The following is a 25659-nucleotide window of genomic DNA, read 5'->3' on the forward strand; positions in this document are numbered from 1 at the left end:
ATTGAACGCGTTCAAGTCTGGGGTGGGGCGCTGATGTCCGTACTGGTCAACCTGATCGTGATGCTCGGCATGCTGGTGGTCGTGCCCGCAGGGCTGCGCCTGATGGACTCCGTCCGGCTGGCGCCCATTCGGCGCATCTGGCTTGTGTTCGCCGTCCCGGGTTCGGTCGCTCTCTGGCTGCCGCGCTCGACGGCTGCGACGGTGCTCGCGGCGGTGTACACACTCGGCACACTGGCCCTCGCCGCGCAGGCCCCACGCCGGCTGAACCGCACCCGCTCGCTCGCACCGGCCGAAATCGCCGTGCTCACCGCGCTGGTGACCCCGTCGGTCGCCGGTGTGGCACTGGTCGCGGAGCGCTCGGGGCACGAGCTCTTCGGCTTCAGCCTGCCGATCCTGGCGCTGACCGTGCCGCACTTTCACTTCGCCGGGTTCGCCGCCGCGCTCGTGGCGGGGCTTGTGTGCCGTACGTCGGCGGCTCCTGCCGGGCGCTTCGCGGCGCTGAGCGTCCCGATCGGCACCCTCCTCGTCCTGGCCGGCTACTTCCTGGACGACTGGGCCGAACTGCTCGGCGCGCTCGTGCTGACCGCGGGCATGTGGGCCGTCGCACTGCTGACCTGGCGCGATGTACGCACCGGTGGGCGGGACCGGTTCACCCGCGCCCTGCTGGCCGTATCGGCCGCCGTGTTGGTCGCCACGATGCTGCTCGCGCTGAACTGGGCACTTGGCGAAGCAACCGGACTTCCCCACCCCACGTTGACCTGGATGGCCGCGACCCACGGCCTCGGCAACGCCCTCGGATTCGCACTCTGCTCCATGCTTGCCTGGCGACGACTCAAGGAGACGGCCGCATGAACAACGCCGACCGCACGACCGACCGCTTCACCGACCGCACGCTGAGCTACCCCGAGGTGGGGGCCACCCGGCTCGGACCGCTGCCCGACGGCTATCAGCACCTCCACCACACCACCCGGATCGGACGGGGCCGCGCCGTCTTCGACGCGGCAGCCGCGGTGGTCACCGACTGGCGGATGCACCGCGGCTCGGGGGTCCGGCTACTCAGCACGGCGGTGCGGGCCGAGCCCGGTGCCCGGGTCGAGATCTCGCTCGGGGTCGGCCCCCTGCGCTTCACCGCCCGGTGCCAGGTGATCTGGGCGACGTACGAGAGGGACCGGGCGGGATTCGGATACGGCACCGTGACCGGACACCCCGAGTGCGGCGAGGAGTCGTTCGTGGTCGACATCCGCGACGACGGCTCGGTGTGGTTCACCGTCATGGCCTTCAGCCGTCCGGCGTGCTGGTACACCCGGCTTGCGGGTCCGCTCGTACCCGTGATGCAGAAGGGGTACGCCAAGCGGCTCGGTCGTACGGTGCGACGGCTCGCCGCGGCCGATACTGAAGGTAATGGAGTGGTTCAGTGACAGTGACTACTGGCTGAGCCGGCTGGTCTTCCAGCGGGCTCTGGCCGCGGTGTATCTGGTCGCCTTTCTCACCGCCGCCCTGCAGTTCCGGGCGCTCATCGGCGAGCGAGGCATGCTGCCGGTGCCCGCGTACGTACGCCGGGTGCCGATGCGCAGTGCGCCGAGCCTGTTCCAACTGCGCTACTCCGACCGACTCTTCGCGCTCTGCGCCTGGGCAGGCTGTCTGCTCGCCGCGGCACTGGTGGCGGGCGCCGCCGACCATATTCCGCTCGGGGCCACGATGGCGTGGTGGGCGGTGCTGTGGGCGCTGTATCTGTCGATCGTGAATGTCGGTCAGACCTGGTACAGCTTCGGCTGGGAATCGCTGCTCCTGGAAGCGGGCTTTCTCGCCATCTTCCTCGGCAATGAGCGCACGGCACCACCGGTCCTCGTGCTGTGGCTGCTGCGCTGGGTGCTGTTCCGGGTGGAGTTCGGCGCGGGGCTGATCAAACTCCGCGGCGACGAGTGCTGGCGCAACCTCACCTGCCTGTACTACCACCATGAGACACAGCCGATGCCGGGCCCGCTGAGCTGGTTCTTCCACCATCTCCCGCGGCCCTTCCACCGGGTCGAGGTGGCAGCCAACCATGTGACCCAACTCGTCGTCCCCGTCCTGCTGTTCACCCCGCAGCCGGTCGCGAGCGTGGCCGCCGGGATGATTGTGCTGACCCAGCTGTGGCTCGTGCTGTCCGGCAACTTCGCCTGGCTGAACTGGGTGACGATCACGCTCGCGCTCCCGGCCATGGACGGCTCGATCTTCGCTCGTCCGCCCGCGCTGCCCGCTCCCCCGGTCTGGTACGAGGTCGTGGTGATCGCCGTCAGCGCGCTGCTCCTCGGCCTCAGCTACCGTCCGGCGCGCAATCTGCTCTCCCGGCGGCAGCAGATGAACCGCTCCTACGACCCGTTCCACCTGGTCAACGCCTACGGCGCGTTCGGCACGGTCGGGCGGGTGCGCCATGAGGTCATCGTCGAGGGCACGGACGAGACACTGCTCCACCAAGGCACTGTCTGGCGGGAGTACGGCTTCAAGGGCAAGCCCGGCGACGTGCGCAGACTGCCGCGCCAGTTCGCCCCCTACCATCTGCGGCTCGACTGGCTGATGTGGTTCGCCGCGCTCTCCCCGGGCTATGCGGCCTCCTGGTTCGGACCGTTCGTGGAGCGGCTGCTCGACGGCGACCGGGACACTCTGCGGCTGCTCGCCCGCAATCCGTTCCCGGACGCCCCGCCCGCGTACATCCGCGCCAGGCTGTACCGCTACCGGTACACGACCTGGCGCGAACTGCGGGACACCGGCGCCTGGTGGCACCGGACCTATGTGCGCGAGTTCCTCAGGCCGACCAGGCTACTTTGAACACCCAGACGTGCTTGCCCGCGCTGCGGGCGGCCGGCGGCACGTCGACGACCAGCTTGCCGCCGGTCGTGCGCCAGCTCAGCGGCCGCCCGTGGCCGAGCATGGTCACCTTGTCGCCGGGCCGGATCGGCACCGGGGCCTCGACGGTCAGCGTGCTGCCCGGCGCTACCAGCGAGTGAATGTAGAAGGCCTTGTTCGGACGGATGGTGAAACGCAGATCCTCGCCGAGCTGCGGCATCCGCGACCAGTACGTACTGCCGTAGATCGCCTCGCCGTTGACCTTCAGCCAGTCCCCCGTCTCGCGCAGTCTGCGCTCCATGATCTCGGGGATGGTGCCGTCGGCGCGCGGGCCGATGTCAAGGAGGAAGTTGCCGTTCTTGGAGACGATGTCGACGAGACAGTGCACCACTTCCTCCGCCGTCATATAGCGGTCGTCGGGCGTGGCCGCGTTGTACCCGTAGCTGAAGGGGTCCAGGCCCCGGCTGGACTCCCACTTGTCGGTGACGACCGAGTCGTACGTCGTGTACTCGGGCGTCGTGAAGTCGTGCGGTCCGATCCCCGAGCGGTTGTTGACGGTCACCTCGACGGGCCGGGGCCGGTTCTTGGCATGGTTGAAGTACTCCGCGAGGACGCGGTGGCTGTCGTTCGCGCCGCCGATGTCGCACCAGAGGACCTCGGGGTCGTACCCGTGGATCAGCTCCAGCATCTGCGGGACCTGCAGATCCTTGATGTAGTCACCGGGCCGGTGGCCGGTGTAGGGCACGGGTTCCAGGGTGTACGGATTGCGCGGCGCGTGTCCCATCCAGGGGTGGTCCGGGTTGAACCACTCGGGCATCGAGAAGTACAGCCCGCGGTGGAGCTCGGGGGTGTAGCGGCGGGAGGCGTCGAAGAGTTCTCTGATGAGGTCCCGCTTCGGGCCCAGCTTCACCGAGTTGCGGTCGCTGACCTTGGTGTCCCAGAGCGCGAAGCCCTCATGGTGCTTGGAGGTCAGGACGTGGTACTGCGCTCCGGCGTCGCGGAACAGCTCGACCCAGGAGCGTGGATTGAAGCGTTCGGCCCTGAAGCGCGGGATGAAGTCGTCGTAGGCGAAGGACTCTCCGTACGTCTGGCGGTGATAGGCGTACGTCGGGTTGTCCGGATCCTGCATATGGTTCCAGTACCACTCGGCGTACTGCTTGCCGACCGGCGCCCATGCGGGCACGGAGTAGACGCCCCAGTGGATGAAGATCCCGAACTTCGCGTCCTGGAACCAGTACGGCGCGCGGTGGGTGTTGAGCGAGGCGTCGGTGGGCTGGTAGTCGGCCACACCGAGGGTGAGCGGGCTGCGGGCGGCCGCCGCCTGCTGGCCGCGGCCGCGCGCGACGACCGTGCCGTCCTGAGTGGTGCCCGGTGCGGTGCCGGGCCTGCGGCGGATGCCGATGCGGACCCGTGCCTGGTCGCCGGGGGCGAGCCGGGCGACGGCGGCGGGAGCGACCGTGCGGGCCCCGGGCACGTCCACGGAGAGGGTGAGCCCGTCGGAGGCGAGGATGCCGACGGTGCCGGCGTTGACCACGGTGGCCTCGACGCTCTGTGCGCCCGAGTCGAGCAGTGAGCTCGTGGAGTGCGCGTCGCGCAGTGCCAATGCCCGTCCTTCGGCGGCAGGTTGGAGGGTGAGGGCGAAGACGTGGAGCGAGGACTTGTTCGGCTGGGCGGGGTTGGTGACGGGCAGAGTGAGCGCCATGGCCTCCTTGGTGGCGTCCATGGCCAGTTCGGCGGTGGCGATGACGACCTGGTGCGGGTCCTTCTGCCCGGCCGGGTTGTAGCGATAGGGGGCCGTGAGGCGTCCGCTGCCGGAGTACCAGTCGGGGCCACCGAGCGCCGCCTGCTGGGTGGTGCCGTCCGCGTAGTGGACGGTGGCCTTGCCCGATGCCGCGCCATAGCTGCCGGCGAGAAGGAACAGAGCGGAGAGATAGCGGCCCTTGGGGAGGTCGATGCGCTGTCCGAGGGCGACGATGTTGTTCTTGGCACCCGCCGTGGCAGTGGGGAAGAGATAGGCAATGCCGTCGATCTCCAGCCGCCCGGAGGGGAGTTCCTCGCCGGGGAAGCTGTAGCCGGAACCGTCGAAGTTGCCGCCGCGGGCGTCGAGGGTGTCGATGCCGTCGTTGTCGAACCAGCGCTCCAGCGGCACGGGCACGGCGGCGGGGACCGTGCCCCAGTCGCCGCCCTCGCGGACGATGTGCGTTGCTGCTCGCGGGCTCGCATCGGCCGTGGCCGGGGTGATGAGGGCAGCGCCGACTGCCGCCCCCGCCGTCATTCCGAGTACATGGCGCCTGGGAAGTTCGGTCATGAGCTCCGATGATTGAAGCGTGACGGAGCACTGTCAATAGAAATGTCCGACCCAGCAGGCGATCGACTCCCAGAGCCATCGGATGAATCCCCGACAAGTCCTCGAGCAACTCCGCCAGTTGCAGTTTCGGGGCGGAGGCACGACCGGCGGGGTCCCGCCTACCGGGAGCGGCCGCAGCGGTACGAGTACCGGCTCATCCCGCGCGGACTCACCTTGGGGGGCGCGGGCAGCTCGTAGACCGTTCGTACCCCCTGCCGCTGCGGCAGGGGGTACGGGACGAAGCGATCCGCTCAGTCGATACTGGGCAGGATGTGCGGCTCGGCGAGGTCGTCCTCGTAGCCCGCCAGCCGGATCGGGGCCGACCGGGCCCAGACTTCGAGACTGCCGAGTTCGTCGGCCCGGCCGGTCCGATCGCCGCTGCTGTCTGGCGGTCGCTTCTCGTGCTTCTTCACATCTGGTGTCACCGCGCACTCCTCTGTGTCGCGTAACTGGGACAAGGGCAGTTCGGTCGCGGTGGCGCCGTTCTCGGGCGGGACCGCAGCCCGGTTGAAGGCTTGTCCCAGGACGGCCAAGGGGTTTTCGTGGATCCCTTGGTGGCGTCCGTTAATCCAAGAGTACCCATATGAGCAGGGCCCTGCTCGATGGGGCCTGTAAATCTCCTGTAAACCAACTCAATTCCGGCCAACGATCTTTCCTTGCGCGGAGCTTCACGGGACCGTACGCGGATGAGTTCCGGTCGCGCACAAGACCGCCTCGATGGCAGGACCGCCTTGGTCACGGGGGCATCACGCAGCATGGCTCCGGCCGCCGCCGAAGCGGCGGCCGGAGCAGGGGCGAAGGCCGTCGTCATGGCCCGGACCCGGATGGAGTAACAGCGGCGGTGGCCGGGCTGCGGAACGCGGGCGCGCGGGCAGCGGACTGCGTCGCCCACCCCGCCCAGTGGCGGGAGGCGTTCGCAGTGAATGGGGAGGCCGCGCTGCGGAGGACTACCAGTTCGCCGGAGCGTAGTCCTTGAGGAAGCAGCCGTAGAGGTCCTCGCCGTCCTCGCCGCGCACGATGGGGTCGTAGACCCGGGCCGCGCCGTCGACCAGGTCGAGCGGGGCGTGGAAGCCCTCGTCGGCGAGGCGCATCTTGTCGGGATGCGGGCGCTCGTCGGTGATCCAGCCGGTGTCGACGGCAGTCATCAAAATGCCGTCGGTCTCGAACATCTCCTGGGCGCTGGTACGGGTGAGCATGTTCAGCGCGGCCTTGGCCATATTGGTGTGCGGGTGGCCCGCGCCCTTGTAGCCGCGACTGAAGACGCCCTCCATGGCGGAGACGTTCACCACATAGGTGCGCTTGGCCGCGGCGGCGGCCATCGCCGGGCGGAGCCGGCTGATCAGGATGAAGGGCGCGGTGGAGTTGCACAGCTGCACTTCGAGCAGCTCGACCGGGTCCACCTCGGAGACGGTCTGGATCCAGCTGTTGGTGTCGTGCAGATCGGGGACCAGGCCGCCGGCGTCGATGGCGGTGCCCGCCGCGATGCGCTCCAGCGAGGCGGAACCGCTGACCAGTGCGAGGTCGGTGACGTCCTGGGCGCTCAGACCGTCACCGGCGGCGGAGGGCAGTGCGGCGACCGAGTCCACGGCGCCGCTGCCGAAGGTGCCGATGACCTGGGCGGGCGGCAGTGCGCCCGCGGGCAGCGGCGCGGACTCGGCGGCGACCAGCTCGCTGTAGGCCCCCGGGGAACGGCGTACCGTCTGCGCGGCGTTGTTGATCAGGATGTCCAGCGGACCCTCGGCGGCCACCGAGTCGGCGAGGGCGACGACCTGCGCGGGGTCGCGCAGGTCGATGCCGACGATCTTCAGGCGGTGGATCCACTCGTCGCTGTCCGACATCGCCTTGAAGCGGCGGATCGCGTCGTTCGGGAAACGGGTGGTGATGGTGGTGTGGGCACCGTCCCGCAGCAGCCGCAGCGCGATATACATGCCGATCTTGGCCCGGCCGCCGGTGAGCAGGGCGCGCTTGCCGCTCAGGTCGGTGCGGGCGTCGCGGCGGGCGCGGTTCTCGACCGCGCACTTCTGGCACAGCTGGTGGTAGAAGGCGTCCACCTCGACATAGCGGGTCTTGCAGATGTAGCAGGACCGGGGGCGCTGCAGTATCCCCGCGATCTCGCCGATGACCGACGAGGACGGCAGCAGGCCTTCGGTCTCGTCGTCGATCCGCTCGGCGGAGCCGGTCGCGGTGGCCTCGGTGACCGACTTGTCATGGGCGGTCTTGGCGGCCCGGCGCTCCTGGCGTCGGCGCTGCTTCACGGTGCGGTAGATGCCGGCGGTGGCCCTGCGTACCGTGATCGCGTCGGGGTGGTCGACGTCCAGTTTGTCGAGTTCGTCCAGCACGCTGAGGCAGACGGCCAGGCGCTCCGGGTCGATGCCCGGGCCGTACACCGGGCTGTCCTCTGTCACCGTCATTGCCTTGTCGTTCCTCGATCACTCGCGCGCTGTGGGTTTCAAAAGCGCAACTTTACTGAGCAAATGGGTGACGGCAAAATCTCGTGACCGGGGGCTTCGGCCCACGCACCCGAGCCCCCGGTTGTTCCCGCACCGGCCTCATGCGAACAGGCCGGTCAGCCACCTCCGCCAGGCATCCTCGTTCTTCCCCGCGTCCGCGTCAGCGGCGAAGTCGTGCACGCTGACCCCGACCGGCGCCCCGAAGTGGTTGCGGCCGAAGATGCGGTACATCGCCTCTTCGGTACGCAGCCCGATGAAGTACGGGTTGCGGTAGTCGAGGACCGCATCGACCGGTCCGCCACCCGGCACCTCGACGCGCACCGTGTCGCCCTGGGCGGCGTCGTCCGCAAGACCGAGCCCGCGGCTGACGACCTCGAGCCCGCCCGGGGCGTTGGACGCGGCGGGGGCGTCCAGCGTCGCGAACGTGGCGGCGCGGCCTGTGAAGTGCAAGAGGTACTGCCGCAGGGTGTGCAGATAGAAGTCCGTGTGCTTGTTGGCTCCGTCGTACTGGTTGTCCCAGTCTTCGACGAGGATGCCGCTGTGCACATAGCGCACGTAGCAGCCGCCGCCCTCGCGCGGTTCGATGACATGCTCAAGCTGGTTGAAGGTCTGCTGGGGCATGCCCTCCACATTCTCGGTGCGGGCGGTCAGGTGCCGCGGCGGGTCCCAGGCGGTGAGAGTGCCGCCAAAGGGTGCGGCGCCGCCCTCCTTCGGTTCGTACTCCATCGGCCAGAGCCAGCCGCCCGTGCCGGTGGTGATCGCGTCCCACACTTCCTCGGGGCTTGCGTCGACCTCGAACTCCCGGACGATCTCGAACTCCTTGGACATGACGACTCCTGATGCTCAGGCGCTCTGGGGCGCGTAGACGATGTACTGGACGCCGGAACCGAACGTCTTGAACGTGACGACCTCGAGAGGGGTCTGGGGGGCGAGCTTCCTCATGGCGACTCCTCGATGGCTTCCGGCGCCTTCTCCGGGGTTTTCACGGTGGGATGGAGGGCCACGACGATGCGGTGGTCACGGCCGCCCTGCGCGTTCTCGTCGTGGTACTTGGCGATCAGCGCGCCGACGCCCTGTGTCAGCTCCTCGACGAAGGCCGCCCGGTCGGCGGCGGAGGCGAACCGCACCTCCCCGTCGAGTGCATACGTCGCCAGGCGCTTTCGGGCCTTGACGGCACCCGTGATGAGGGTGCCGACGTCGCCGACCAGGCGGGCGGCGAGCGCGAGCAGCCAGCGCGCGGAGAGCTGGTCGCGGAAGCCGGCCGGGTCGGGCTGCACCGCCGCCAGGGCGAGTGGGGAGATCACGTACGAAGCCGCGGTTGCCCGCATCAGCCGCTCGGTGACATTGCCCTTTCTGCGCTCGCCGGCCAGCTCGATCAGGCCGTGCCGCTCCAACGCCTTGAGGTGGTAATTCACCTTCTGCCGGGGCAGCCCGACCCGGCCGGCCAGCATGGCCGCCGACGCCGGACCGGCGGCGAGCTCGGCCAGCAGCCGGGAGCGCGTGGGGTCCAGCGAGACGGCGGCAGCCGCCGAGTCCTCGATCACGGTCACGTCCAACATGGCTTCACCCTCCCACCGAAAACTTTTCTTGTCCAGACTCATTTTTGTGTCGGCACCTCGAGTGGCCGGATCTCATGACTGACGCAGGAAGGTTTCCTTTGGCCTAGACCTCTGAAGGTCAATCCGGGACCGGGAAACCGCTCCCACTCCCCCGACCTGCGCGCCTGACTCCGGGGCACAAGCGGCTCGAGCGACCACAAGGGCGACAAAGCCGCCGATCCGGCACTTGGCGCGGCACGGGCGGTGCATCCGTTTTGCGCCAGGTTTCACAATGCCCTCACAGGTTCGCCAGATTGCGCCCCAATATGTGATCCGACAGAGAGCGGGACACGGGGCGTCATCGCACGCGCCGAGCACCGCTGGGGGGCAAGGGCATGCCGGACTCCGGTCCGGCATGCCCTTCCGGGGAGGAACAGATACATGAAGCGCAGCGTCCACACGGCTGCCTTGTCCACTACCAGCGCATTACTGCTGGCCTTGGCCGCACCGGCCGCGGGAGCCGCCGCGGCCCCGGCACCACGTATCGATCTGAAGGTCCTGCTGGTGGACGACGGGGGCCCGGCAACCGCCGCCATCGCCGCCGAACTCGACGGCTCGGGAACGCCGTACACCCTGCTCGATCTCCATCAGGCGGGCCGCGCGGTGATCGACGCGGGCTTCCTCGCCGATACCGTGGGCGGGCGCCCGCGCGCCAAGTACCAGGCCGTGGTGCTGCCCAACGACAACCCCTTCGGGGCAGGCTCCGCGGAAATGGCCGCGCTCGCCTCGTACGAGAAGAGCTTCTCGATCCCGCAGGTCGACGCATACACCTACGCGCGTCCCGAAGTGGGCCTGAACTACCCGGTCCATGGCGGATACAGCGGCTCGCTGGACGGCGCGCGGGCCGAGGTGACGCCCGCCGGCAAGGCGGGCCCCTTCGGCTATCTGGACGGGCCGGTCCCCTTCGAGGACAACTCCCCCGACGTGGGCGAAAGTTACGCGTTCATCGCACAGCCCGTCGCGGGCGCCGACTTCACCAGCTATGTGGAGGCGCCGCTGCCCGGCTCGCAGCAGCGCGGCTCCATCGTCGGCGAGTACCGCCACGACGGCCGCCGCGAACTCGTCGTCACCTTCGTCTACAACCAGTACCAGCAGCAGTTCCGGCTGCTCGCCCGCGGCATCGTGAACTGGCTGACCCAGGGCGTCCAGATCGGCGCCGCCCGCAACTACTTCTCGGTCCACATCGACGACGTCTTCGGCGCCGACGACCGCTGGGACACCGTGCTCAACTGCACACCGGGTGACGTGGACTGCCCGCCCGGCCAGGGCACACCCGACCCGATCCGGATGACAGCAGCGGACGCGCAGTACGCCACGCAGTGGTCCGCGTCGAAGGGCTTCACCCTCGACATGGTCTTCAACGGCGGCGGCAGCGAGCTGTTCAAGGAGGAGAACGGGGGCACCGACGCGCTCGCCCAGCAGCTGACCGCCGACAGGAACGCCTACCGGTGGGTCAACCACACCTACAACCACCCCTTCCTCGGCTGTGTTCAGGAGGTCAGCGTCGTCCCCTGGACCTGCGCCAAGAACATCGACGGCTCCACCAAGTACGTCAGCCGCGCCACGATCTCCGCCCAGATCGGGGACAACCGCTCCTGGGGCCAGCGGGCCGGACTCCCGCTGCAGAACGACGAACTCGTCACCGGTGAGCACTCCGGGCTGCGCATCCTCCCGCAGCAGCCCGACGACAACCCCAACCTCGCCCCCGCACTCTCCGACAACGCGGTCGCCTGGCTCGGCTCGGACAACTCCCGCGAGCGCGTCCAGCGGCACGCGGGCCCGGCCCTCACGGTGCCCCGCTACCCGATGAACGTCTTCTACAACGCGGGCCGCACCTCCGAGCAGATCGACGAGTACAACTGGATCTACACCCGGAGATCCGACGGCGGCAGCGGTATCTGCGAGACCGCCGCCAACTCCACCTGCCTGCCGGAGCCACTGGACACCGAGACCGGGTACGCGGACTACGTGGTGCCGCTGGAGGCCCGTATCGGTCTCGGCCATGTGCTGGCCAACGACCCGCGGCCGCACTTCATCCACCAGTCCAACCTGGCCGAGGACCGGATCGCCTATCCGGTGCTGAACCGCATTCTCGACGACTACACGGCGCTGTACGCGGACAGCACCCCACTGGTCAATCTGCGCCAGCGCGAGATCGGCGCCGAACTGCGCGACCGGGCCGCCTGGAACGCCGCGGTCGCCGCGGGCAAGGTGACCGCGTACCGCATCGGCGACACCGTCACCGTTCAGGCACCCAACGGGGTCGACGTGACCGCCACCATGCCGGCCGGCACCCGGCAGAACCAGCTCCTCGGCACCTCCGAGTTCGGCAGCCCGTACGCGGGTGCGGTCTCCGGATGGACCGAGCCGGGGCTGCTGCAGAACCGGGTCACGCTCACCCTGCCGGGCGCGACACTCACCGCGGCCCGCACGGTGAAGGCCGCGCCGGTCCAGGAGTCCGCGCCTCGGCTTCCGCTGCCCGCGGGCGTGCGCAAGCACGTCCCGTACGGCGCGACCGGCTGACGACCGACGCAGCCGCGGTCCCGGGGCGCTGTCCCCGCCCCGGGACCGCGCGTTCGACGCGCCCCCGCTCGTCCGGCGGGTGAGGCGCCCCTTCCTTCTCGCGCTCCGGGGGAGCAGTTCCACATGGCCGAGCTCAAAGGCGCGCCGCGATCCGGCGCGCCCCTGGTCACCCTCCTCACTGAAGGCACCTATCCGCACAGCCACGGCGGCGTGAGCGTGTGGTGCGACCAACTCGTGGGCGGAATGCCCGACTTCGAATTCCAGGTCATCGCGGTGACCGGCACCGGCCGGGAATCCCTGGCCTGGGAGCTGCCCGCCCATGTCGCCGAGCCCGTCAGCGTCCCGATGTGGGGCCCGGACCCGACCGGCGCCGCGCCGCGCGGACGCCGGATGCGGCAGCTGATGGCCACCTACGAAAAGTTCCTGACGGCACTTGTCGACCCGGCGGCCGAGGAGTCGTTCTCTCCCGCGCTGTACGAACTGGCACGGGCGGCCCGCGAGGGCGTGCTCGCGCCCGCGCTGCGCACCGACCGGGCGGTGCACACCCTGGTGGGCGTCTGGAACCGGCCGGGCCTGCCCGTCCACGCGGCCCGGCCGACCCTGCACGATGCGCTCACCGCCACCGATCTGCTGGAGCACGCGCTACGGCCGCTCTCGGCCGCGCCGCCCGAGCGTGGAGTCGCGCACGCGGTCAGCGGCGGACTCGCGGCACTGCCCGGTCTGGTCGCCAGTCGGCTGCACGGCGTACCGCTGCTGCTCACCGAGCACGGCGTGTATCTGCGCGAGCGCTACCTCGGCTACCGCACCGGGCCCTACCGCTGGCCGGTGAAGGCGCTGCTGCTGGGCTTCTTCCGGCTGCTCGCCGAGGAGACGTACCGCGTGGCCGCCCTGATCACTCCCGGCAATCGCTACAACCGGCTGTGGGAGGAGCGCGGCGGGGCGGACCCGGAGCTCATCCGCACGGTCTACAACGGCGTCGACCCGACGGCGTTCCCGCCCGCGGGTCCCGAACCGGGGACACCCACGCTCAGCTGGGCGGGCCGGGTCGACCCGATAAAGGACCTGGAGACGCTGATCCGTGCCTTCGCGCTCGTACGCAGGGAGATACCCGAGGCCCGACTGCGGCTCTTCGGCGGCACACCGCGCGGCGGCGAGGCCTACCGGGAGCGCTGCGAAGCGCTCGCCGCGGAGCTGGGGCACGGCGACGCCGTCGTCTTCGAGGGGCGGGTGGACGACATACGTGACGCGTACGCGGCGGGGAACGTGGTGATGCTGTCCAGCATCAGCGAGGGCTTCCCGTTCACCCTGATAGAGGCGATGTCCTGCGGGCGCGCCACCGTCTCCACCGATGTCGGCGGGGTGCGCGAGGCCGTCGGCGACAGCGGTCTTGTGGTGCCGCCGCGGGAGCCGCAAGCGATGGCCCGGGCGGCCCTGGAGCTGCTGGGCGATCCGCAGCGGCGGGCCGCGATGGGCGAGGCGGCGCGGCTGCGGGTGATCGAGCAGTTCACGCTCCGCCAGACCGTCGACACCTTCCGCTCGATCTACCTCGAACTCGCCCTGCGCGCCCATGAGTTGGCGCCCGCGGCCTGGCCCGCGGGGGTGCTCGCATGAGCGGCCCGTTACGCCTCCTGCCGGGGGACGGCGACAGCCTTCCTGTCATACCCAGGCCGCGCACGCGGACCCGTGCGCGGCCGAGCTGGGCAGAAGACCCGATCGATGAGCTCGCCGAGCGTCTGGTGGAGCAGGTCGCAGTCGCAGTCCACCCGTACGAGGTGGCGGCGCTGCTGGAGTCGGACGGCCTGACGGGCGATCAGATCACCGCCCGCTACGGGCGTCCGGATCTGTTCACGCTTGCCGAGGATCTTCATGCCCGGGTACCACGCCACTATCCGGAGCCGCCGCCCGCGCCCGACCCCTGGCGGCCCGACCATCTGCGCTGTGCGCTGCGCGGTCTGGTCTTCGCCCTGCCGGGTCTCGCCTATGTGCTGGGCGCCGGGCTGTGGCACGGCACCGCGGACGTCTCGGGGCTGATCGCCTCTGCTCTTGCGGCCTGGGCGTGGAACCAGGCGCTCAGCCACCGCGCGTATCTGCGGCTGGCGGCCGGAGGGAAGGCCGCCGCCGGGCGGACCCTGCGCATCGGCGCGCCGGCCGGTGCGCTCGGCGCCGCGGCCACCGGGCTTGTGGTGTCGGGGCCGGGCATGGGCGCGGCCTTCGCGGCCGGGCAGTCCTGCTATCTCGGCGCGGCGAGCGTCCTGCTGGTCCTCGGCCGCGAACGGGTGCTGCTGCTCACCCTGTTGCCCGTCGCCGCGGGGGCCGGGGCCGTGCAGCTGTGGCAGCTTCCGGCAGCGCTCGCACCGGTGCTGCTGTCGGCGACGGTGATGCTCGCGGTCGTTGCCGCCGGGCATGCCATACACGCCGCGCTGCGCTCCGCGCCCGAGGCCGCCGGCACCACGCCCAAGCTGCTGCGCTCCCTGCCGTACGGACTGTTCGGCCTGGCCGCGGGCGCGCTGGCGGCGCTTGCCGGGGCCGACGAGCCGCGCTCCGTCGTCGTCCTCACGCTCAGCATGGGCTTCGCCGAGTGGCTGCTCTACCGCTACCGCTCGCTCGCGCTGGCCGCGTTGCGCGAGAGCACCAGCGGCCGCGGCTTCGTACTGCGTGCCGGGCGGGCCCTGGCGTACTGCCTGAGCGCGTATCTGGCGGTCCTCGCTCTCGGCTCGCTGATCGCCGGGGTCCGGCCCGCTCCTCTGCTGGGTCTTGGGGCCGTGCTCTGGACCGCGCTGCTCCTGCAGGCGTTCTCGCTGGCCTGGCTGCCGGCCGCCGTCACGCTCGCGGCCGCGGCCGCGCAGGCCTCGGCGTCACTGGCTTCTCTTCCGCTCGGACCGGCCCAACTGAGCTGCTGTACCGCGGCGGCGGCCGTTCTGATCGCCGCGGCCTGTCGGCTGCTCGGCCGGCCCACCGCCCACCGCTGAATCCACGCACCACTGAATCCAGCGCCACCGAGTCCACCACACCACTGAATCCACCGCACCACCGAATCCACCCACCTCGCCACCGACCAACAGGAGCAACTGACATGACATCGAACGGGCTTGTCGCCATCACCGGCGCCGAGGGGTTCATCGGATCGCATCTCACCGAGGCGCTCGTCGACGCCGGTTTCCGGGTCCGCGCCATGGCCCAGTACAACTCCTTCTCCTCCTACGGATGGCTGGAGACGCTCTCCGCCGAGACCCTCGACCAGGTCGAGATCGTTCTCGGCGACGTCCGCGACGCCGGCTCGGTGCATCAGCTCGTCGAGGGAGCCGAGGCCGTGTACCACCTGGCCGCCCTGATCGCGATCCCGTACTCCTACCAGGCCCCGCACAGCTATGTGGACACCAATGTCACCGGCACCCTCAATGTGCTCGAGGTGGTGCGCAAGCTGGGGATCCCGCGCCTGGTGCACACCTCGACCAGCGAGACGTACGGCAGCGCGCAGACCGTGCCGATCACCGAGGACCACCCCATCAACACCCAGTCCCCGTACGCCGCTTCGAAGGCGGGCGGCGACCGGCTGGCCGACAGCTACCACGCCAGCTTCGGCACACCGGTGGTCACGCTGCGCCCGTTCAACACCTTCGGGCCGCGTCAGTCGATGCGGGCGGTCATCCCGACCGTGATCGGCCAGGTCGCGGCGGGCGAGCGGGTCATCACCCTCGGGGACCTGCGCCCCACTCGCGACTTCCTCTACGTGAAGGACACCGCCCGTGCCTTCCTCGCCGTCGGCACCGCGCCCGCCGAGGCCGTTGTCGGCCGCACCTTCAACGCCGGTACCGGCGGTGAGATCTCGGTCGGCGAACTGACTCGGCTCATCGGCAAGTTGATGGACACCGACGTGGAAGTGCGCGAGGACGAGGAGCGTATCCGGCCGGCCGGCTCCGAGGTGATGCGCCTCGTGGCCGACGCCACCCGGCTGCGCGAGGCGACCGGCTGGAAGCCCGAGCACGATCTGGAGCAGGGGCTCGTACGCACCATCGGGTTCTTCCGGGACCCGGTGAACCTGGCCCGCTACAAGACCGGCATCTACAACATCTGACCGCATACGCCACCGACAGGGCGCCAGGCAGAGAGCGCCACTCGCAAAGACACTGACAGGGGAGTCTTCATGCACGCAGTGATCCTGGCCGGAGGCAAGGGCGTCCGGCTCCGCCCGTACACCACAGCACTGCCCAAGCCACTGGTGCCGATCGGCGACCAGCACGCGATCCTGGAGATCGTGCTGCGCCAGCTGGCCACGGCCGGCTTCACCAGCGCGACCATCGCCATCGGTCATCTCGGACACATCATCCGCGCCTACGTCGGCAACGGCTCGCAGTGGGGGCTGCGGGTCGGCTACTCCACCGAGGAGAGCCCCCTCGGCACGATGGGCCCGCTGCTCACCCTGCTGGACCGGCTGCCCGAGAACTTCCTCGTCATGAACGGTGACATCCTCACCGACCTCGACTACGGGGACGTCGTCAGACAGCACAGCGCGTCCGGCGCGCCGCTCACCGTCGCCACGTACGCCCGCAAGGTCTCCATCGACTTCGGGGTGCTCACCACCGAGTCCGGGCGGGTCGTCGGTTTCGCCGAGAAGCCGAGCATGGACTACCGCGTCTCGATGGGCGTGTACGGACTCAGCCGGGACACGCTCGCCGGGTACACGCCCGGGCTGCCGCTCGGCTTCGACGAGCTGATGCTGGATCTGCTGCGGTCGCAGAACCCGCCGCACACCTACGAGTTCGACGGGTACTGGCTCGACATCGGCCGGCCCGACGACTACGACCGGGCGAACGCCGAGTTCACCACCCACCGCGGCCTTCTCCTCAAGGGAGCGTGAGGAGTTCCGTGCGCATCCTCCTCCTGGGCTCCACCGGATTCCTGGGCGGGCACACCGCCGAGCAGCTGCGCGCCCTGCTGGGCGTGCGGCTGCTCGTCGGCGGCCGGTCCGCGGACGCCGATGTGCTGCTCGATCTCACCGCCGGTCCGGGCGTCATCGCGGACGCGCTGCACGCGGCCGCGCCGTCCGTCGTCGTCAACTGCGCCGGTCTGGTGGCCGGCAGCGCGGTGCAGCTGACGGACGTCAACGCGCGTGGCCCCGCCGCGCTCTGCGAGGCGCTGCGGGATGCGGCGCCGGAGGCCCGGCTCGTCCATCTCGGCTCCGCCGCCGAGTACGGGCCGACCACGCCCGGCGAACCCGTCGCCGAGTCGGCCGCGACCAGGCCGCTCGGCCCGTACGGAGCCACCAAGCTCGCCGGCACGGTCGCCGTCACCGCCTCGGGGCTGGACGCCGTCGTGCTGCGCGTCTTCAACCCCGTGGGTCCGGGCGCACCGGCCGCGGGTCTGCCCGGCCGGCTCGCCGCGGAGCTGCGGCGAGCCGGTGAGGCGGGCGAGGCCGTGCGCGTCGGCGATCTCTCGGCGCACCGCGACTTCGTCGACGCGCGTGATGTGGCGGACGCGGCCGTGCGGGCGGCGACCGCCGACCGCCCGCTGCCACCGGTGCTCAACATCGGCAGCGGCCGGGCCACTTCGGTGCGCGAACTGGCCCACGGGCTGGTCCGGACGTCCGGCTTCCGCGGCCGCCTGGAGGAGACGGGCACCGGCTCCGCGCGCTCGTCGGCGGTCTCCTGGCAGTGCGCGGACATCACGTCGGCGACGGATGCGCTCGGCTGGCGCCCGAAGCGGACGCTGGACGACTCGCTGTACGACCTGTGGGCGTCGTCGACTCCGGCGGGGGCGAGCCGTTGAGGACGCCTGCGGCGAGCTTGGGGCTCCGCCCCAGAACCTCCCCCTACGCCCTGCGGACGTGGTGGGACCCCCACCCCTCGATCGCCGGCGGGGCTCAACTTGAGCCCGTCCGGCGATCGAGGACCGGGGGTCTGGGGGCGGAGCCCCCAGTTCGGGAAGGCGCCGCATGACCCTCCTCGTCCCCATGTACGTCCACCCCACCGTCGACCCCGCCGCCTGGCACGCTATCGTCACTTCCGCGCCCCGTATCTACGGCGTCGTGCTCAACATCGACGACGGCCCCGGAACCGCCCCCGACCCCGCGTTCGTCGCCGCCGCCCGCGCGTTGCGGGCGGCCGGCGTGCGGGTGCTCGGGTATGCGGACACCGATTACGGGCGGCGGCCCGCCCGGGTGGTCGCGCAGGACTTCGAGCGGCATCGCGACTGGTACGGCGCGGACGGGTTCTTCCTCGATCAGGTCGCCCCGGACGCGGCCGGGCTGCGTCACTACCGGCGGCTCACCAGGGCGGCCCGGGCCCGCGGCGGACGGACCGTCGTGCTCAATCCGGGCGCCCATCCCGCCCCGGGATACGCCGCGCTCTGCGATCTGCTGATCACCTTCGAGGGCGACTGGGACGCTTACTGCGCCGCCCCGGCCGCCCCGCCGTGGACCAAGGACCACCCGCCGACCCGGTTCTGCCATCTGGTGCACGGTGTTCCCGCCAGGCTCTCGCGGCTCGCGGCCCGCACCGCGGAACTGCGCGGTGCCGCGGTGCACTGCGCCGTACCCGGCCATGGCCCGAATCCCTGGTCGGCGCTGCCACCCGCCCTTCGGAAGGCACCATGAAACGTCCCCAGGCCGCCGGGCGACGGCGGCTCGGCCTGCTCGCCGTCACCATGACGCTGGCGGTGCTCGCCGCCTGCTCAGCGCCGTCGCCTGACCAGTCCCCGCGCCCCCGGCGCTGGCAGCCGCGGCCGGGCACCGCCTGGCAGTGGCAGCTGGACGGACGGGTCGACGCCGGCGTCGACGTGCCCGTGTACGACATCGACGGCTTCGAGAGCGACGCGGCGACCGTGCGCAGACTCCACCGGGACGGCCGCAAGGTCATCTGCTATGTCAACGCGGGCGCCTGGGAGTCCTTCCGCCCCGACCACGGGGAGTTTCCCGCCTCCGTACGCGGCAGGGCCAACGGCTGGGAGGGAGAGCGCTGGCTGGACATCCGGCGGCTCGACATCCTGCGCCCGCTGATGGCCAAGCGCATGGACCTCTGCCGCGAGCGCGGCTTCGACGCGGTGGAGCCGGATCTGCTGGACGCCTACCTCAACAGAACCGGCTTCCCGCTGACCGCCGCCCACCAGCTCACGTACAACCGCATGATCGCGGAGCTCGCGCATGATCGGGGCATGTCGGTGGGGCTGAAGAACGATCTGCCCCAAGTCCCCCAGCTGGTACGGGATTTCGACTTCGCCGTGAACGAGGAGTGCGCGCAGTACGACGACTGCGCCCAGTTGACGCCCTTCGTGAAGGCCGGTAAGGCGGTCTTCCATGTGGAGTACGCGCTGCCCGTCGACAAGTTCTGCGAGCGCACCCGTCGACTGGGGCTCAGCTCCATGCGCAAGAAGCTCAACCTGGGGGTGTGGCGGCAGCCCTGCTGAGCCTGAGCCATGCTGAGCCGAGGCGGCGCCCAGAAGGCGGGCTCAAGAGACGGGCTCAGGAGGCGGCGAGCACCGCCTGGACCGTCTTGCCGCCGCCCGGTCCGCCACGCACAGTGAAGTGCTGGGAGAGCTCCCGCACCATCACGATGCCCCGCCCGCACTCGTCCGTCTCCAGCGGCGAACACAGCCGTGGTGGTATCGGGCTGGCGTCCTCCACCTCGACGGTGACCAGCCCGGGATCGACGCACAGCCGCAGCCGGCAGCTGCCATGACCGTGCCGAGTGGCATTGGTGACCAGCTCGGACACGACCAGGGCCGCGTCCTCCACCTGATCGCCCGACACCTTCTCGCCGCAGCCGCGGGTCAGGAAGGTCGTCGTCAGATGCCGCGCCCAACGGGCGGATGTCTCCGCCTGCGGCAATAGATATGTGGCGCATGCGGCGCGCCTGCGGGAGCGCCTCTGCGCACGCATCCCCATCACTCCCCGTTCCTGCATAGACATTCATCGACGGCCGTATTCGGCCAGAAGAACCGAACGGGGCGGGCCGTCTGCGGTCGAAGAACAACGACAGGCCCCTCTCCCCTGGTAATGCCCTCCCCGCGTGATCGGCAATCAGCCGTCCACGGCACTCTTTGAAGCGGGCGGCCGCCCGAAGGCGTGGTCGTGATCGCGCAGACCTTGCTCGGGAGGCGTCGCCGGATGGTGTGACGCCTCGTCGCCACCACCTCGCGTGACGAATCACAGCACCGGCTGTCCCTTGCCCAGCGCGATGACCCCGTTCTTGGAAACGGTGTAGAGCTCCTGGTCACGCCCGGGATTGACGCCGATGGTCGCGCCCGGCGGGACGTCCACGTTCTTGTCGAGAATCGAGCCGCGCACCACCGCGCCACGGCCTATGCGCACGTTGTCGTGGAGGACCGAGCCCTGCACCACCGCGCCCTCGGCGACGACCACGCCCGGCGAGAGGACGGACCGGGTGACCTGGCCGCGGACGATGCAGCCGGGGCTGACGATCGACTCACTCGCGATGCCCGCGCCGATGCAGCGGGCCGGCGGCAGCTGCCCGGAGTGGGTGTAGAGAGGCCAGCTGCGATTGTCGAGGTCGAAGACGGGCCGGTCGGGGATCAGATCCATATGGGCTTCGTAGTACGTGTCGAGCGTGCCCACATCGCGCCAGTAGCCGTGCTCACGCGTGCTTTCGCCGGGCACATGGTTGTCATCGAAGTCGTAGAGCTGCGCGACACCCCGATCGGTGAGCATCGGCAGGATCGAGCCGCCCATGTCATGCACCGAGCGCTCGTCCTCCGCGTCCCGGTGCAGGGCGTCGATGAGGACCTTGGTGGTGAAGAGGTAGTTGCCCATGGAGGCGAAGACCCGGCCGGGATCGCCCGGCAGCCCGGGAGGGTCGGCGGGCTTCTCCAGGAACCTCTCGACCCGGGCGCCGTCGGAGGCCGGGGTGATGATCCCGAAGGAGGAGGCTTCGGAGCGCGGCACCTTGATCCCGGCCACCGTGACGCCCGCTCCGCTGTCGATGTGCCGCTTCAGCATCTGCCGGGGATCCATCCGGTAGACGTGGTCCGCGCCGAACACCGCGATGTAGTCGGGCTGTTCGTCGTGGACGAGGTTGAGGGACTGCAGGATCGCGTCGGCGCTGCCGAGATACCAGCGGCGGCCGAGCCGCTGCTGGGCGGGGACGGGTGTGACGTAGTTGCCGAGGAGACTCGACATCCGCCAGGTGGTGGTCACATGGCGGTCCAGCGAGTGCGACTTGTACTGCGTCAGCACACAGATGCGCAGGATGTCACCGTTGACCAGGCTGGAGAGCACGAAGTCGACGAGCCGGTACATGCCGCCGAAGGTCACCGCCGGTTTGGCCCGGTCGGCAGTGAGCGGCATCAGCCGCTTGCCCTCCCCGCCGGCCAGTACGATCCCGAGCACCGAAGGTCCACCACGCATCGCCGCCCCTCTCTGCATGCCGTGCCTGTCATCCCTGTTTGAGCAACTCCTCGTACACCTCGTAGGTCCGGCGGGCGACCTGGTCCCAGCCGAACTCACGCACTGCCCGCTCGCGTCCGGCGGCGCCCATCCTGGCGGCCTCGGCGGCGTCGTCGACGACCCGGTTCACCGACTCGGTGATGCCCTGCTCGAAGTCCTCCGGATGACGGGCGTCGTACGGCACGAGCAGTCCCGTGCGTCCGTCGTCCACGACCTCGGGGATGCCGCCGACCGCGGATGCGACAACGGCCGTGCCGCAGGCCATGGCCTCCAGATTGACGATGCCCAGCGGCTCGTAGACCGAGGGGCAGACGAACACCGCGGCGTGGCTGAGCAGTTGGACGACCTGGGGGCGCGGCAGCATTTCGGGTATCCAGTGCACTCCGTCCCGTACCCGGTCCAGCTCCTCGAAGAGCTCACGGAATTCGCGGCCTGTCTCCGGGGTGTCCGGGGCGCCCGCGCAGAGCACCAGCTGGATGTCCGGGTCGAAGGAGCGGGCCGCGCGCAGCAGATGCGGGACGCCCTTCTGGCGGGTGATGCGGCCGACGAAGAGGGCGAAGGGGCGGTACGGGTCGATGCCGATCCGCTCCAGTGCGGCCGTGTCGTGGTCGGGGCGGTACAGGCCCGTGTCGATGCCGTTGTGGATGACATGCACCCGGGCCGGGTCGATGGCCGGATAGCAGCCGAGGATGTCCGTGCGCATGCCGTGGGAGACGGCGATCACGGCGTCCGCGGCCTCGATGGCCGTGCGCTCGGCCCAACAGGAGAGGGCGTAGCCGCCGCCGAGCTGCTCGGCCTTCCAGGGGCGCAGCGGCTCCAGGGAGTGCGCGGTCATCACATGCGGAACGCCGTGGAGGAGCCCCCCGAGATGGCCGGCGAGGTTGGCGTACCAGGTGTGGGAGTGGACCAGTTCGCGGCCCTGCAGCTCGGCGGCCATCGCCAGGTCCACGGAGAAGGTGCGCAGCGCGTCGTTGGCGTGCTCGAGTCCGGCCAGGGCCTGGTGGCGCAGTACGCCCTCGGCCGCGCCTTCGCCCCAGCAGTGGACCTCGAGATCGGCGAGAGCCCGTAACTCCCGGGCGAGGAACTCGACATGGACCCCGGCGCCGCCGTAGACGTCGGGCGGATACTCGCGCGTGAGCAGTCCCACCTTCACTGAGACTCCCCTCGCCAAAACGGTCGGTTCAGCGCCGATGGCCTGGTGTCGGCCGGGATCCGGCCGCGGCGAAGCCGCTGTCCGGCGCGGTGTTCCCGCAACGACACAGCACCTCATGATGGTCACTCAGATGAGGCCTGCGGGGAAGACCGCGGTCAGGATCACTCGACGGACCGCTGCGGCAAGAGGGGGGGCAGGATCACTGGGCCTACCGCTGCGGCGGACTGTCGAAGACGCAGTCGCCGCAGAGCCCGCCGCCCGGGCAGCGGTAGTAGAGACAGCAGCTGCGCCGACGCATCGCCGGGCCCTCCACGGTGCCGGACAGATCGGGGTGTGCGAAGAGCTCGGCGGCGAGTGCCGTGGCCCGCCCGGCCACCTCCGGCCGGCCGGCGCGCCGGGCCCAGGCGCGCAGCTCACGCACTGCTCCGGCGAGTGCGGAGCCCGCGTTGCCCCACAGCAGCTGCGGCGAGATCCGGGTGTCACTCATCAGCGCATCCGCAAGCGGCACGAGATGGCCGTACTGCACCGTCTCGCGGACGGCGGCAGCGGTGGCGGGCAGCGGGCGGGAGCCGTCCAGGCACAGGTCGTCGGGCGCGCTTCGCGACGGATCCCAGTGCAGCCGCACGGGATCGAGGTCGGGCAGCTGCCCGAGGAGCGCGGCACTGCCGAGTGCGACCGACCAGAGCCGGGCGGTGAAGCCCAGATGCGCGATGGATGCGGCGACCCGTCGTTCCGGGGTGCGCAGCCGGGCGGCAACCGTGTCGACACGGGCGGTGAGCAAGGCCGTGTCGCCCCCGTACAGACGTGCCAGGGGAACATGCCCGACGTCCGGCGCCCCGGTCCGCAGGGCGAAGAAACCGCCCACCGACGCCACCTCGTCCAGGTCCACACCCGCGCTCCCGTCCCCTGCCGTCGCCCGTGTCCGCACCGGGTCACCGTATCGATCAGGCGGATCCCCTAGCCCGACCCCGACCTGCTCGCCCGCCGTGAGGGGGACTTTTGACCTACGCTCGTACTACGTCGGCAGTACGTCCAAGTGCCTGCTCAAGGACGACGACGTAGACGCAGAAGAGGGAGATCGTGGACTCTATGAGTTCCCTCGCGCCGGCCGTGGTGCTGTCACTGGTCTCCGCGGTCGCATATGCGGCCGGGGCAATCATGCAAGAGCATGTCGCTGCCTCCACCTCGGCCCGCCCCTATGCGCCGCTGCATCACGCCGCGTGGTGGGTCGCCGTCGCGCTCAACGGCCTCGGCGCGGTGCTCCATGTGCTGGCGCTCGCGTACGGGCCGCTGAGCCTGGTCCAGCCGCTCGGCGCGCTGACGATCGTCTTCGCCCTGCCGATGGCCGCGCTGTTCGTACGGCGCCGGGCGGGCGCCGCCGCCTGGCGCGGCGCTCTCATGGCGACGGTCGGGCTCGCGGGGCTGCTCGCGCTGACCGGCACGGCCACTTCCCACTCGCTGGACGGCGGACAACGCGCGGTGCTGGCCGGCGCGACCTTCGGCGGTGTGGCGCTGCTCTTCCTGGTCGCCCAGACCGTGCACCGGCCGATCATCCGCAGTGTGCTGCTGGCAGCGTCGGCGGGAGTGGGCTTCGGCATCGCCTCGGTGTTCACCAAGACCGTCGCGGTGGACTGGTCGTGGTCCGCGCCGACGGCCCAGTGGCCGAGCCTGCTGGTGATCGCGGTGCTGGCATGCGGCGGCCTGCTGCTCTCGCAGGCCTCGTACCGCGGCGCGGGCCTGGCGGCCCCGCTGGCCACCGTCACGGTCGTCAACCCGGTGGTGGCGGCCGCGGTCGGCATCACGATGTTCGGTGAGACCTTCCGCTACGGGCTGACCGGCACTGTGTTCGCGCTGGGCTTCGGTGCCCTGGCGGCGGGCGGGCTGATCCTGCTGACGACCGAGCGCCTGGACGCGGCGCGCGCGGAGGCACAGGCGCAGCTGCACGCCGAGGCGGAGGCGGAGGCGCACATGCGCCCCTCGCAGCAGCCGGTGCACCCTGCGGAACCGGGGGAAGCCCGAGCGGAACACCCGTCATCGGACGGGGACCACGCCGACCCGCAGGAACGTGTCTCAGAGCGAGACGCCACCCGACCTGAGGTAGGCGACGGGATCGATGTCGGTCCCGTATCCGGGGCCGGTGCGCACCTCGAAATGGAGATGCGGTCCCGAGCTGTTTCCGGTCGATCCTGAGCGGGCGATCCGCTGACCGCTGCTGACCTGCTGCCCGGAGCGCACGGTGAGCGCCGACAGATGCGCGTACTGGCTGTATTTGCCGTCCGCGTGGCGGATGACGACCTGATAGCCGTACGCACCGCCCCAGCCGGCCGAGACGACGCGGCCGGCGGCGACGGCCTTCACGGAAGTGCCGGTGGGGACCGGGAAGTCGACGCCGGTGTGGTAGCCGCTGGCCCAGGAGGAACCGGCCTTGCCGTAGGGGGTGCCGGTGCTCGCCTCGACGGGGGCGCTGAGTCCGGTCCTGTGCGCGGGCTTGGTGGCGTGCACCTGCTTGGCGGGCTTCGTGGGCGTCTGCTGTTTCGGAGGCTGGTGCTTGGGCGTCTGCTGCTTCGGAGGCTGGTGCTTGGGAGGCTGGTGCTTCGGGGCCTGGTGCTTCGGGGCCTGGTGCGGCTTCGGCTGGGCCGCGGGCCGCGGCTTGACCCCCGGCTGCTGCCTGGCCGGGGCCTCGATGCGCAGGATCAGCCGCTGGCCCGGGTGGATCAGGTCCGGGTCGCTGCCGACGACCGCGCGGTTCTGCGCGTACAGCTGCTGCCAGCCGCCCCTGACCTGCTCGGAGTCCGCGATCTTGGAGAGAGAGTCACCGCGGGCCACGGTGTAGCCCTCGCGGTGCGTCGGCACGGTGGTCGGGGTCGCCTTGCGGAGTGCGGCGGGCTTCGGCTTGCTCTCCGGTGCTGATCGCCGGGCGGGCGCGATCTCGGGAGCGTCCCCGCCGCGGGTGAGCCCCGCGCGGGCCGAGCACAGTGGCCAGGCCCTCGGCCCCTGCCCCTTGAGGACCTTCTCGGCGATGGCTATCTGCTGGTCCCTGCTGGCCAGATCGGCACGGGGGGCGTACTGCCTGCCGCCGTACGCCTCCCAGGTGGACTGGCTGAACTGGAGACCGCCGTAGTAGCCGTTGCCGGTGTTGATCTTCCAGTTGTTGGTCGACTCGCAGGCCGCGACCTTCTCCCAGACGTCCACGGAGGCCGCATGCGTCGTGCCCGCGCCGATGAGCGGCAGGGCCATGCCCGCGCCGCCCGCGGTGACCGTCAGAGAAGCCCGGTTGATACGGCTCGGCTGGTATCGGCGGTGCCGCCCGGTTGCGCCCATGGTGAGACTCCCCCACTGACATGTTGGTCACGCATGCAGTTCAC

22 protein-coding genes are annotated in these 25659 nt (G+C 70.5%); 12 read left to right on the plus strand and 10 right to left on the minus strand.

The annotated features are described in order from the left end of the window. Positions 1–33: 33 nt before the first annotated feature. The 3 genes from OG729_RS04690 to OG729_RS04700 are packed head-to-tail and all read left to right on the plus strand — an operon-like array spanning position 34 to position 2808. Positions 34–852, plus strand: coding sequence for a YndJ family protein (locus OG729_RS04690; RefSeq protein WP_360865691.1), 819 nt, complete (start codon positions 34–36; stop codon positions 850–852). Then, a complete protein-coding gene (locus tag OG729_RS04695) occupies positions 849–1418 on the plus strand; it encodes a DUF1990 family protein (protein ID WP_405804475.1) in 570 nt (189 codons plus the stop codon). The genes OG729_RS04690 and OG729_RS04695 overlap by 4 nt, the downstream gene beginning before the upstream one ends. Next, a complete protein-coding gene (locus OG729_RS04700) occupies positions 1402–2808 on the plus strand; it encodes a lipase maturation factor family protein (RefSeq protein ID WP_360865696.1) in 1407 nt (468 codons plus the stop codon). Before OG729_RS04695 ends, OG729_RS04700 begins: the two co-directional genes overlap by 17 nt. Here the strand turns inward: OG729_RS04700 and OG729_RS04705 are convergent. The 5 genes from OG729_RS04705 to OG729_RS04725 all read right to left on the minus strand — a co-directional run bounded on the left by OG729_RS04705 (position 2786) and on the right by OG729_RS04725 (position 9182). After that, positions 2786–5134 (minus strand): alpha-L-fucosidase, encoded by a 2349-nt coding sequence (locus OG729_RS04705; RefSeq protein WP_405804476.1) that lies wholly within the window; start codon positions 5132–5134, stop codon positions 2786–2788. The genes OG729_RS04700 and OG729_RS04705 overlap by 23 nt on opposite strands. A 290-nt stretch (positions 5135–5424) precedes the next feature. Then, positions 5425–5598 (minus strand): hypothetical protein, encoded by a 174-nt coding sequence (locus OG729_RS04710; RefSeq protein WP_360865700.1) that lies wholly within the window; start codon positions 5596–5598, stop codon positions 5425–5427. A gap of 522 nt (positions 5599–6120) precedes the next feature. Further along, positions 6121–7584, minus strand: coding sequence for an SDR family NAD(P)-dependent oxidoreductase (locus OG729_RS04715; RefSeq protein WP_405804478.1), 1464 nt, complete (start codon positions 7582–7584; stop codon positions 6121–6123). 138 nt (positions 7585–7722) lie between these two features. After that, positions 7723–8451, minus strand: a complete 729-nt coding sequence (locus OG729_RS04720; protein WP_360865705.1) for an SRPBCC domain-containing protein — start codon at positions 8449–8451, stop codon at positions 7723–7725. Positions 8452–8561: 110 nt separating this feature from the next. Next, positions 8562–9182 (minus strand): winged helix-turn-helix domain-containing protein, encoded by a 621-nt coding sequence (locus OG729_RS04725; RefSeq protein WP_360865708.1) that lies wholly within the window; start codon positions 9180–9182, stop codon positions 8562–8564. 420 nt (positions 9183–9602) lie between these two features. On the opposite strand from OG729_RS04725, the gene OG729_RS04730 reads away from it, so the two are divergent. The 8 genes from OG729_RS04730 to OG729_RS04765 all read left to right on the plus strand — a co-directional run bounded on the left by OG729_RS04730 (position 9603) and on the right by OG729_RS04765 (position 19145). Then, entirely contained in the window at positions 9603–11744 is a 2142-nt protein-coding gene (locus tag OG729_RS04730) for a hypothetical protein (protein ID WP_405804481.1), read from the plus strand. 123 nt (positions 11745–11867) lie between these two features. Then, a complete protein-coding gene (gene pelF / locus OG729_RS04735; protein ID WP_405804484.1) occupies positions 11868–13355 on the plus strand; it encodes a GT4 family glycosyltransferase PelF in 1488 nt (495 codons plus the stop codon). Then, a complete protein-coding gene (locus OG729_RS04740; protein WP_405804486.1) occupies positions 13352–14713 on the plus strand; it encodes a hypothetical protein in 1362 nt (453 codons plus the stop codon). Before pelF ends, OG729_RS04740 begins: the two co-directional genes overlap by 4 nt. A gap of 104 nt (positions 14714–14817) precedes the next feature. Continuing rightward, entirely contained in the window at positions 14818–15819 is a 1002-nt protein-coding gene (locus OG729_RS04745; protein ID WP_360865720.1) for an SDR family NAD(P)-dependent oxidoreductase, read from the plus strand. A gap of 69 nt (positions 15820–15888) precedes the next feature. Continuing rightward, on the plus strand, positions 15889–16602 hold the full coding sequence (locus OG729_RS04750) for a sugar phosphate nucleotidyltransferase (RefSeq protein WP_360865722.1): 714 nt from the start codon (positions 15889–15891) through the stop codon (positions 16600–16602). Positions 16603–16610: 8 nt separating this feature from the next. Beyond that, complete coding sequence (locus tag OG729_RS04755) at positions 16611–17510, plus strand: NAD-dependent epimerase/dehydratase family protein (RefSeq protein WP_405804489.1); 900 nt, start codon at positions 16611–16613, stop codon at positions 17508–17510. 166 nt (positions 17511–17676) lie between these two features. Next, positions 17677–18336, plus strand: a complete 660-nt coding sequence (locus OG729_RS04760; RefSeq protein ID WP_405804491.1) for a spherulation-specific family 4 protein — start codon at positions 17677–17679, stop codon at positions 18334–18336. Next, positions 18333–19145 (plus strand): endo alpha-1,4 polygalactosaminidase, encoded by an 813-nt coding sequence (locus OG729_RS04765; RefSeq protein WP_405804493.1) that lies wholly within the window; start codon positions 18333–18335, stop codon positions 19143–19145. The genes OG729_RS04760 and OG729_RS04765 overlap by 4 nt, the downstream gene beginning before the upstream one ends. Before the next feature lie 55 nt (positions 19146–19200). On the opposite strand, the gene OG729_RS04770 is transcribed toward OG729_RS04765, so the two are convergent. The 4 genes from OG729_RS04770 to OG729_RS04785 all read right to left on the minus strand — a co-directional run bounded on the left by OG729_RS04770 (position 19201) and on the right by OG729_RS04785 (position 23183). Next, positions 19201–19617, minus strand: a complete 417-nt coding sequence (locus OG729_RS04770; protein ID WP_360865736.1) for an ATP-binding protein — start codon at positions 19615–19617, stop codon at positions 19201–19203. Positions 19618–19884: 267 nt separating this feature from the next. After that, complete coding sequence (gene glgC / locus OG729_RS04775; protein ID WP_360865739.1) at positions 19885–21102, minus strand: glucose-1-phosphate adenylyltransferase; 1218 nt, start codon at positions 21100–21102, stop codon at positions 19885–19887. 28 nt (positions 21103–21130) lie between these two features. Further along, positions 21131–22294 carry a glycogen synthase gene (glgA, locus tag OG729_RS04780; RefSeq protein ID WP_405804496.1) on the minus strand — a complete coding sequence of 388 codons (1164 nt, stop codon included), beginning with the start codon at positions 22292–22294 and terminating at the stop codon, positions 21131–21133. Positions 22295–22502: 208 nt separating this feature from the next. Further along, positions 22503–23183: a (2Fe-2S)-binding protein gene (locus tag OG729_RS04785; RefSeq protein ID WP_405811044.1), complete on the minus strand. Its 681-nt coding sequence runs from the start codon at positions 23181–23183 to the stop codon at positions 22503–22505. 200 nt (positions 23184–23383) lie between these two features. Between OG729_RS04785 and OG729_RS04790 the strand changes: the two genes are divergently transcribed. After that, positions 23384–24484 carry a DMT family transporter gene (locus tag OG729_RS04790; protein WP_405804498.1) on the plus strand — a complete coding sequence of 367 codons (1101 nt, stop codon included), beginning with the start codon at positions 23384–23386 and terminating at the stop codon, positions 24482–24484. On the opposite strand, the gene OG729_RS04795 is transcribed toward OG729_RS04790, so the two are convergent. Beyond that, positions 24365–25615: a transglycosylase family protein gene (locus tag OG729_RS04795; protein WP_405804500.1), complete on the minus strand. Its 1251-nt coding sequence runs from the start codon at positions 25613–25615 to the stop codon at positions 24365–24367. The genes OG729_RS04790 and OG729_RS04795 overlap by 120 nt on opposite strands. Between the last annotated feature and the right edge of the window lie 44 nt (positions 25616–25659).

Origin of the sequence: Streptomyces sp. NBC_00210 (assembly GCF_045160975.1) — a bacterium.
Classification (GTDB): Bacteria; Actinomycetota; Actinomycetes; order Streptomycetales; family Streptomycetaceae; genus Streptomyces.

Bases quoted from the DNA above. Each gene is read 5' to 3' on its own strand.
- OG729_RS04690 (WP_360865691.1), top strand. From the start codon at position 34: ATGTCCGTACTGGTCAACCTGATCGTGATGCTCGGCATGCTGGTGGTC.
- OG729_RS04695 (WP_405804475.1), top strand. From the start codon at position 849: ATGAACAACGCCGACCGCACGACCGACCGCTTCACCGACCGCACGCTG.
- OG729_RS04700 (WP_360865696.1), top strand. From the start codon at position 1,402: ATGGAGTGGTTCAGTGACAGTGACTACTGGCTGAGCCGGCTGGTCTTC.
- OG729_RS04705 (WP_405804476.1), bottom strand. From the start codon at position 5,134: ATGACCGAACTTCCCAGGCGCCATGTACTCGGAATGACGGCGGGGGCG.
- OG729_RS04715 (WP_405804478.1), bottom strand. From the start codon at position 7,584: ATGACGGTGACAGAGGACAGCCCGGTGTACGGCCCGGGCATCGACCCG.
- OG729_RS04720 (WP_360865705.1), bottom strand. From the start codon at position 8,451: ATGTCCAAGGAGTTCGAGATCGTCCGGGAGTTCGAGGTCGACGCAAGC.
- OG729_RS04725 (WP_360865708.1), bottom strand. From the start codon at position 9,182: ATGTTGGACGTGACCGTGATCGAGGACTCGGCGGCTGCCGCCGTCTCG.
- OG729_RS04730 (WP_405804481.1), top strand. From the start codon at position 9,603: ATGAAGCGCAGCGTCCACACGGCTGCCTTGTCCACTACCAGCGCATTA.
- pelF (WP_405804484.1), top strand. From the start codon at position 11,868: ATGGCCGAGCTCAAAGGCGCGCCGCGATCCGGCGCGCCCCTGGTCACC.
- OG729_RS04740 (WP_405804486.1), top strand. From the start codon at position 13,352: ATGAGCGGCCCGTTACGCCTCCTGCCGGGGGACGGCGACAGCCTTCCT.
- OG729_RS04745 (WP_360865720.1), top strand. From the start codon at position 14,818: ATGACATCGAACGGGCTTGTCGCCATCACCGGCGCCGAGGGGTTCATC.
- OG729_RS04750 (WP_360865722.1), top strand. From the start codon at position 15,889: ATGCACGCAGTGATCCTGGCCGGAGGCAAGGGCGTCCGGCTCCGCCCG.
- OG729_RS04760 (WP_405804491.1), top strand. From the start codon at position 17,677: ATGACCCTCCTCGTCCCCATGTACGTCCACCCCACCGTCGACCCCGCC.
- OG729_RS04765 (WP_405804493.1), top strand. From the start codon at position 18,333: ATGAAACGTCCCCAGGCCGCCGGGCGACGGCGGCTCGGCCTGCTCGCC.
- OG729_RS04770 (WP_360865736.1), bottom strand. From the start codon at position 19,617: ATGCGTGCGCAGAGGCGCTCCCGCAGGCGCGCCGCATGCGCCACATAT.
- glgC (WP_360865739.1), bottom strand. From the start codon at position 21,102: ATGCGTGGTGGACCTTCGGTGCTCGGGATCGTACTGGCCGGCGGGGAG.
- OG729_RS04790 (WP_405804498.1), top strand. From the start codon at position 23,384: ATGAGTTCCCTCGCGCCGGCCGTGGTGCTGTCACTGGTCTCCGCGGTC.
- OG729_RS04795 (WP_405804500.1), bottom strand. From the start codon at position 25,615: ATGGGCGCAACCGGGCGGCACCGCCGATACCAGCCGAGCCGTATCAAC.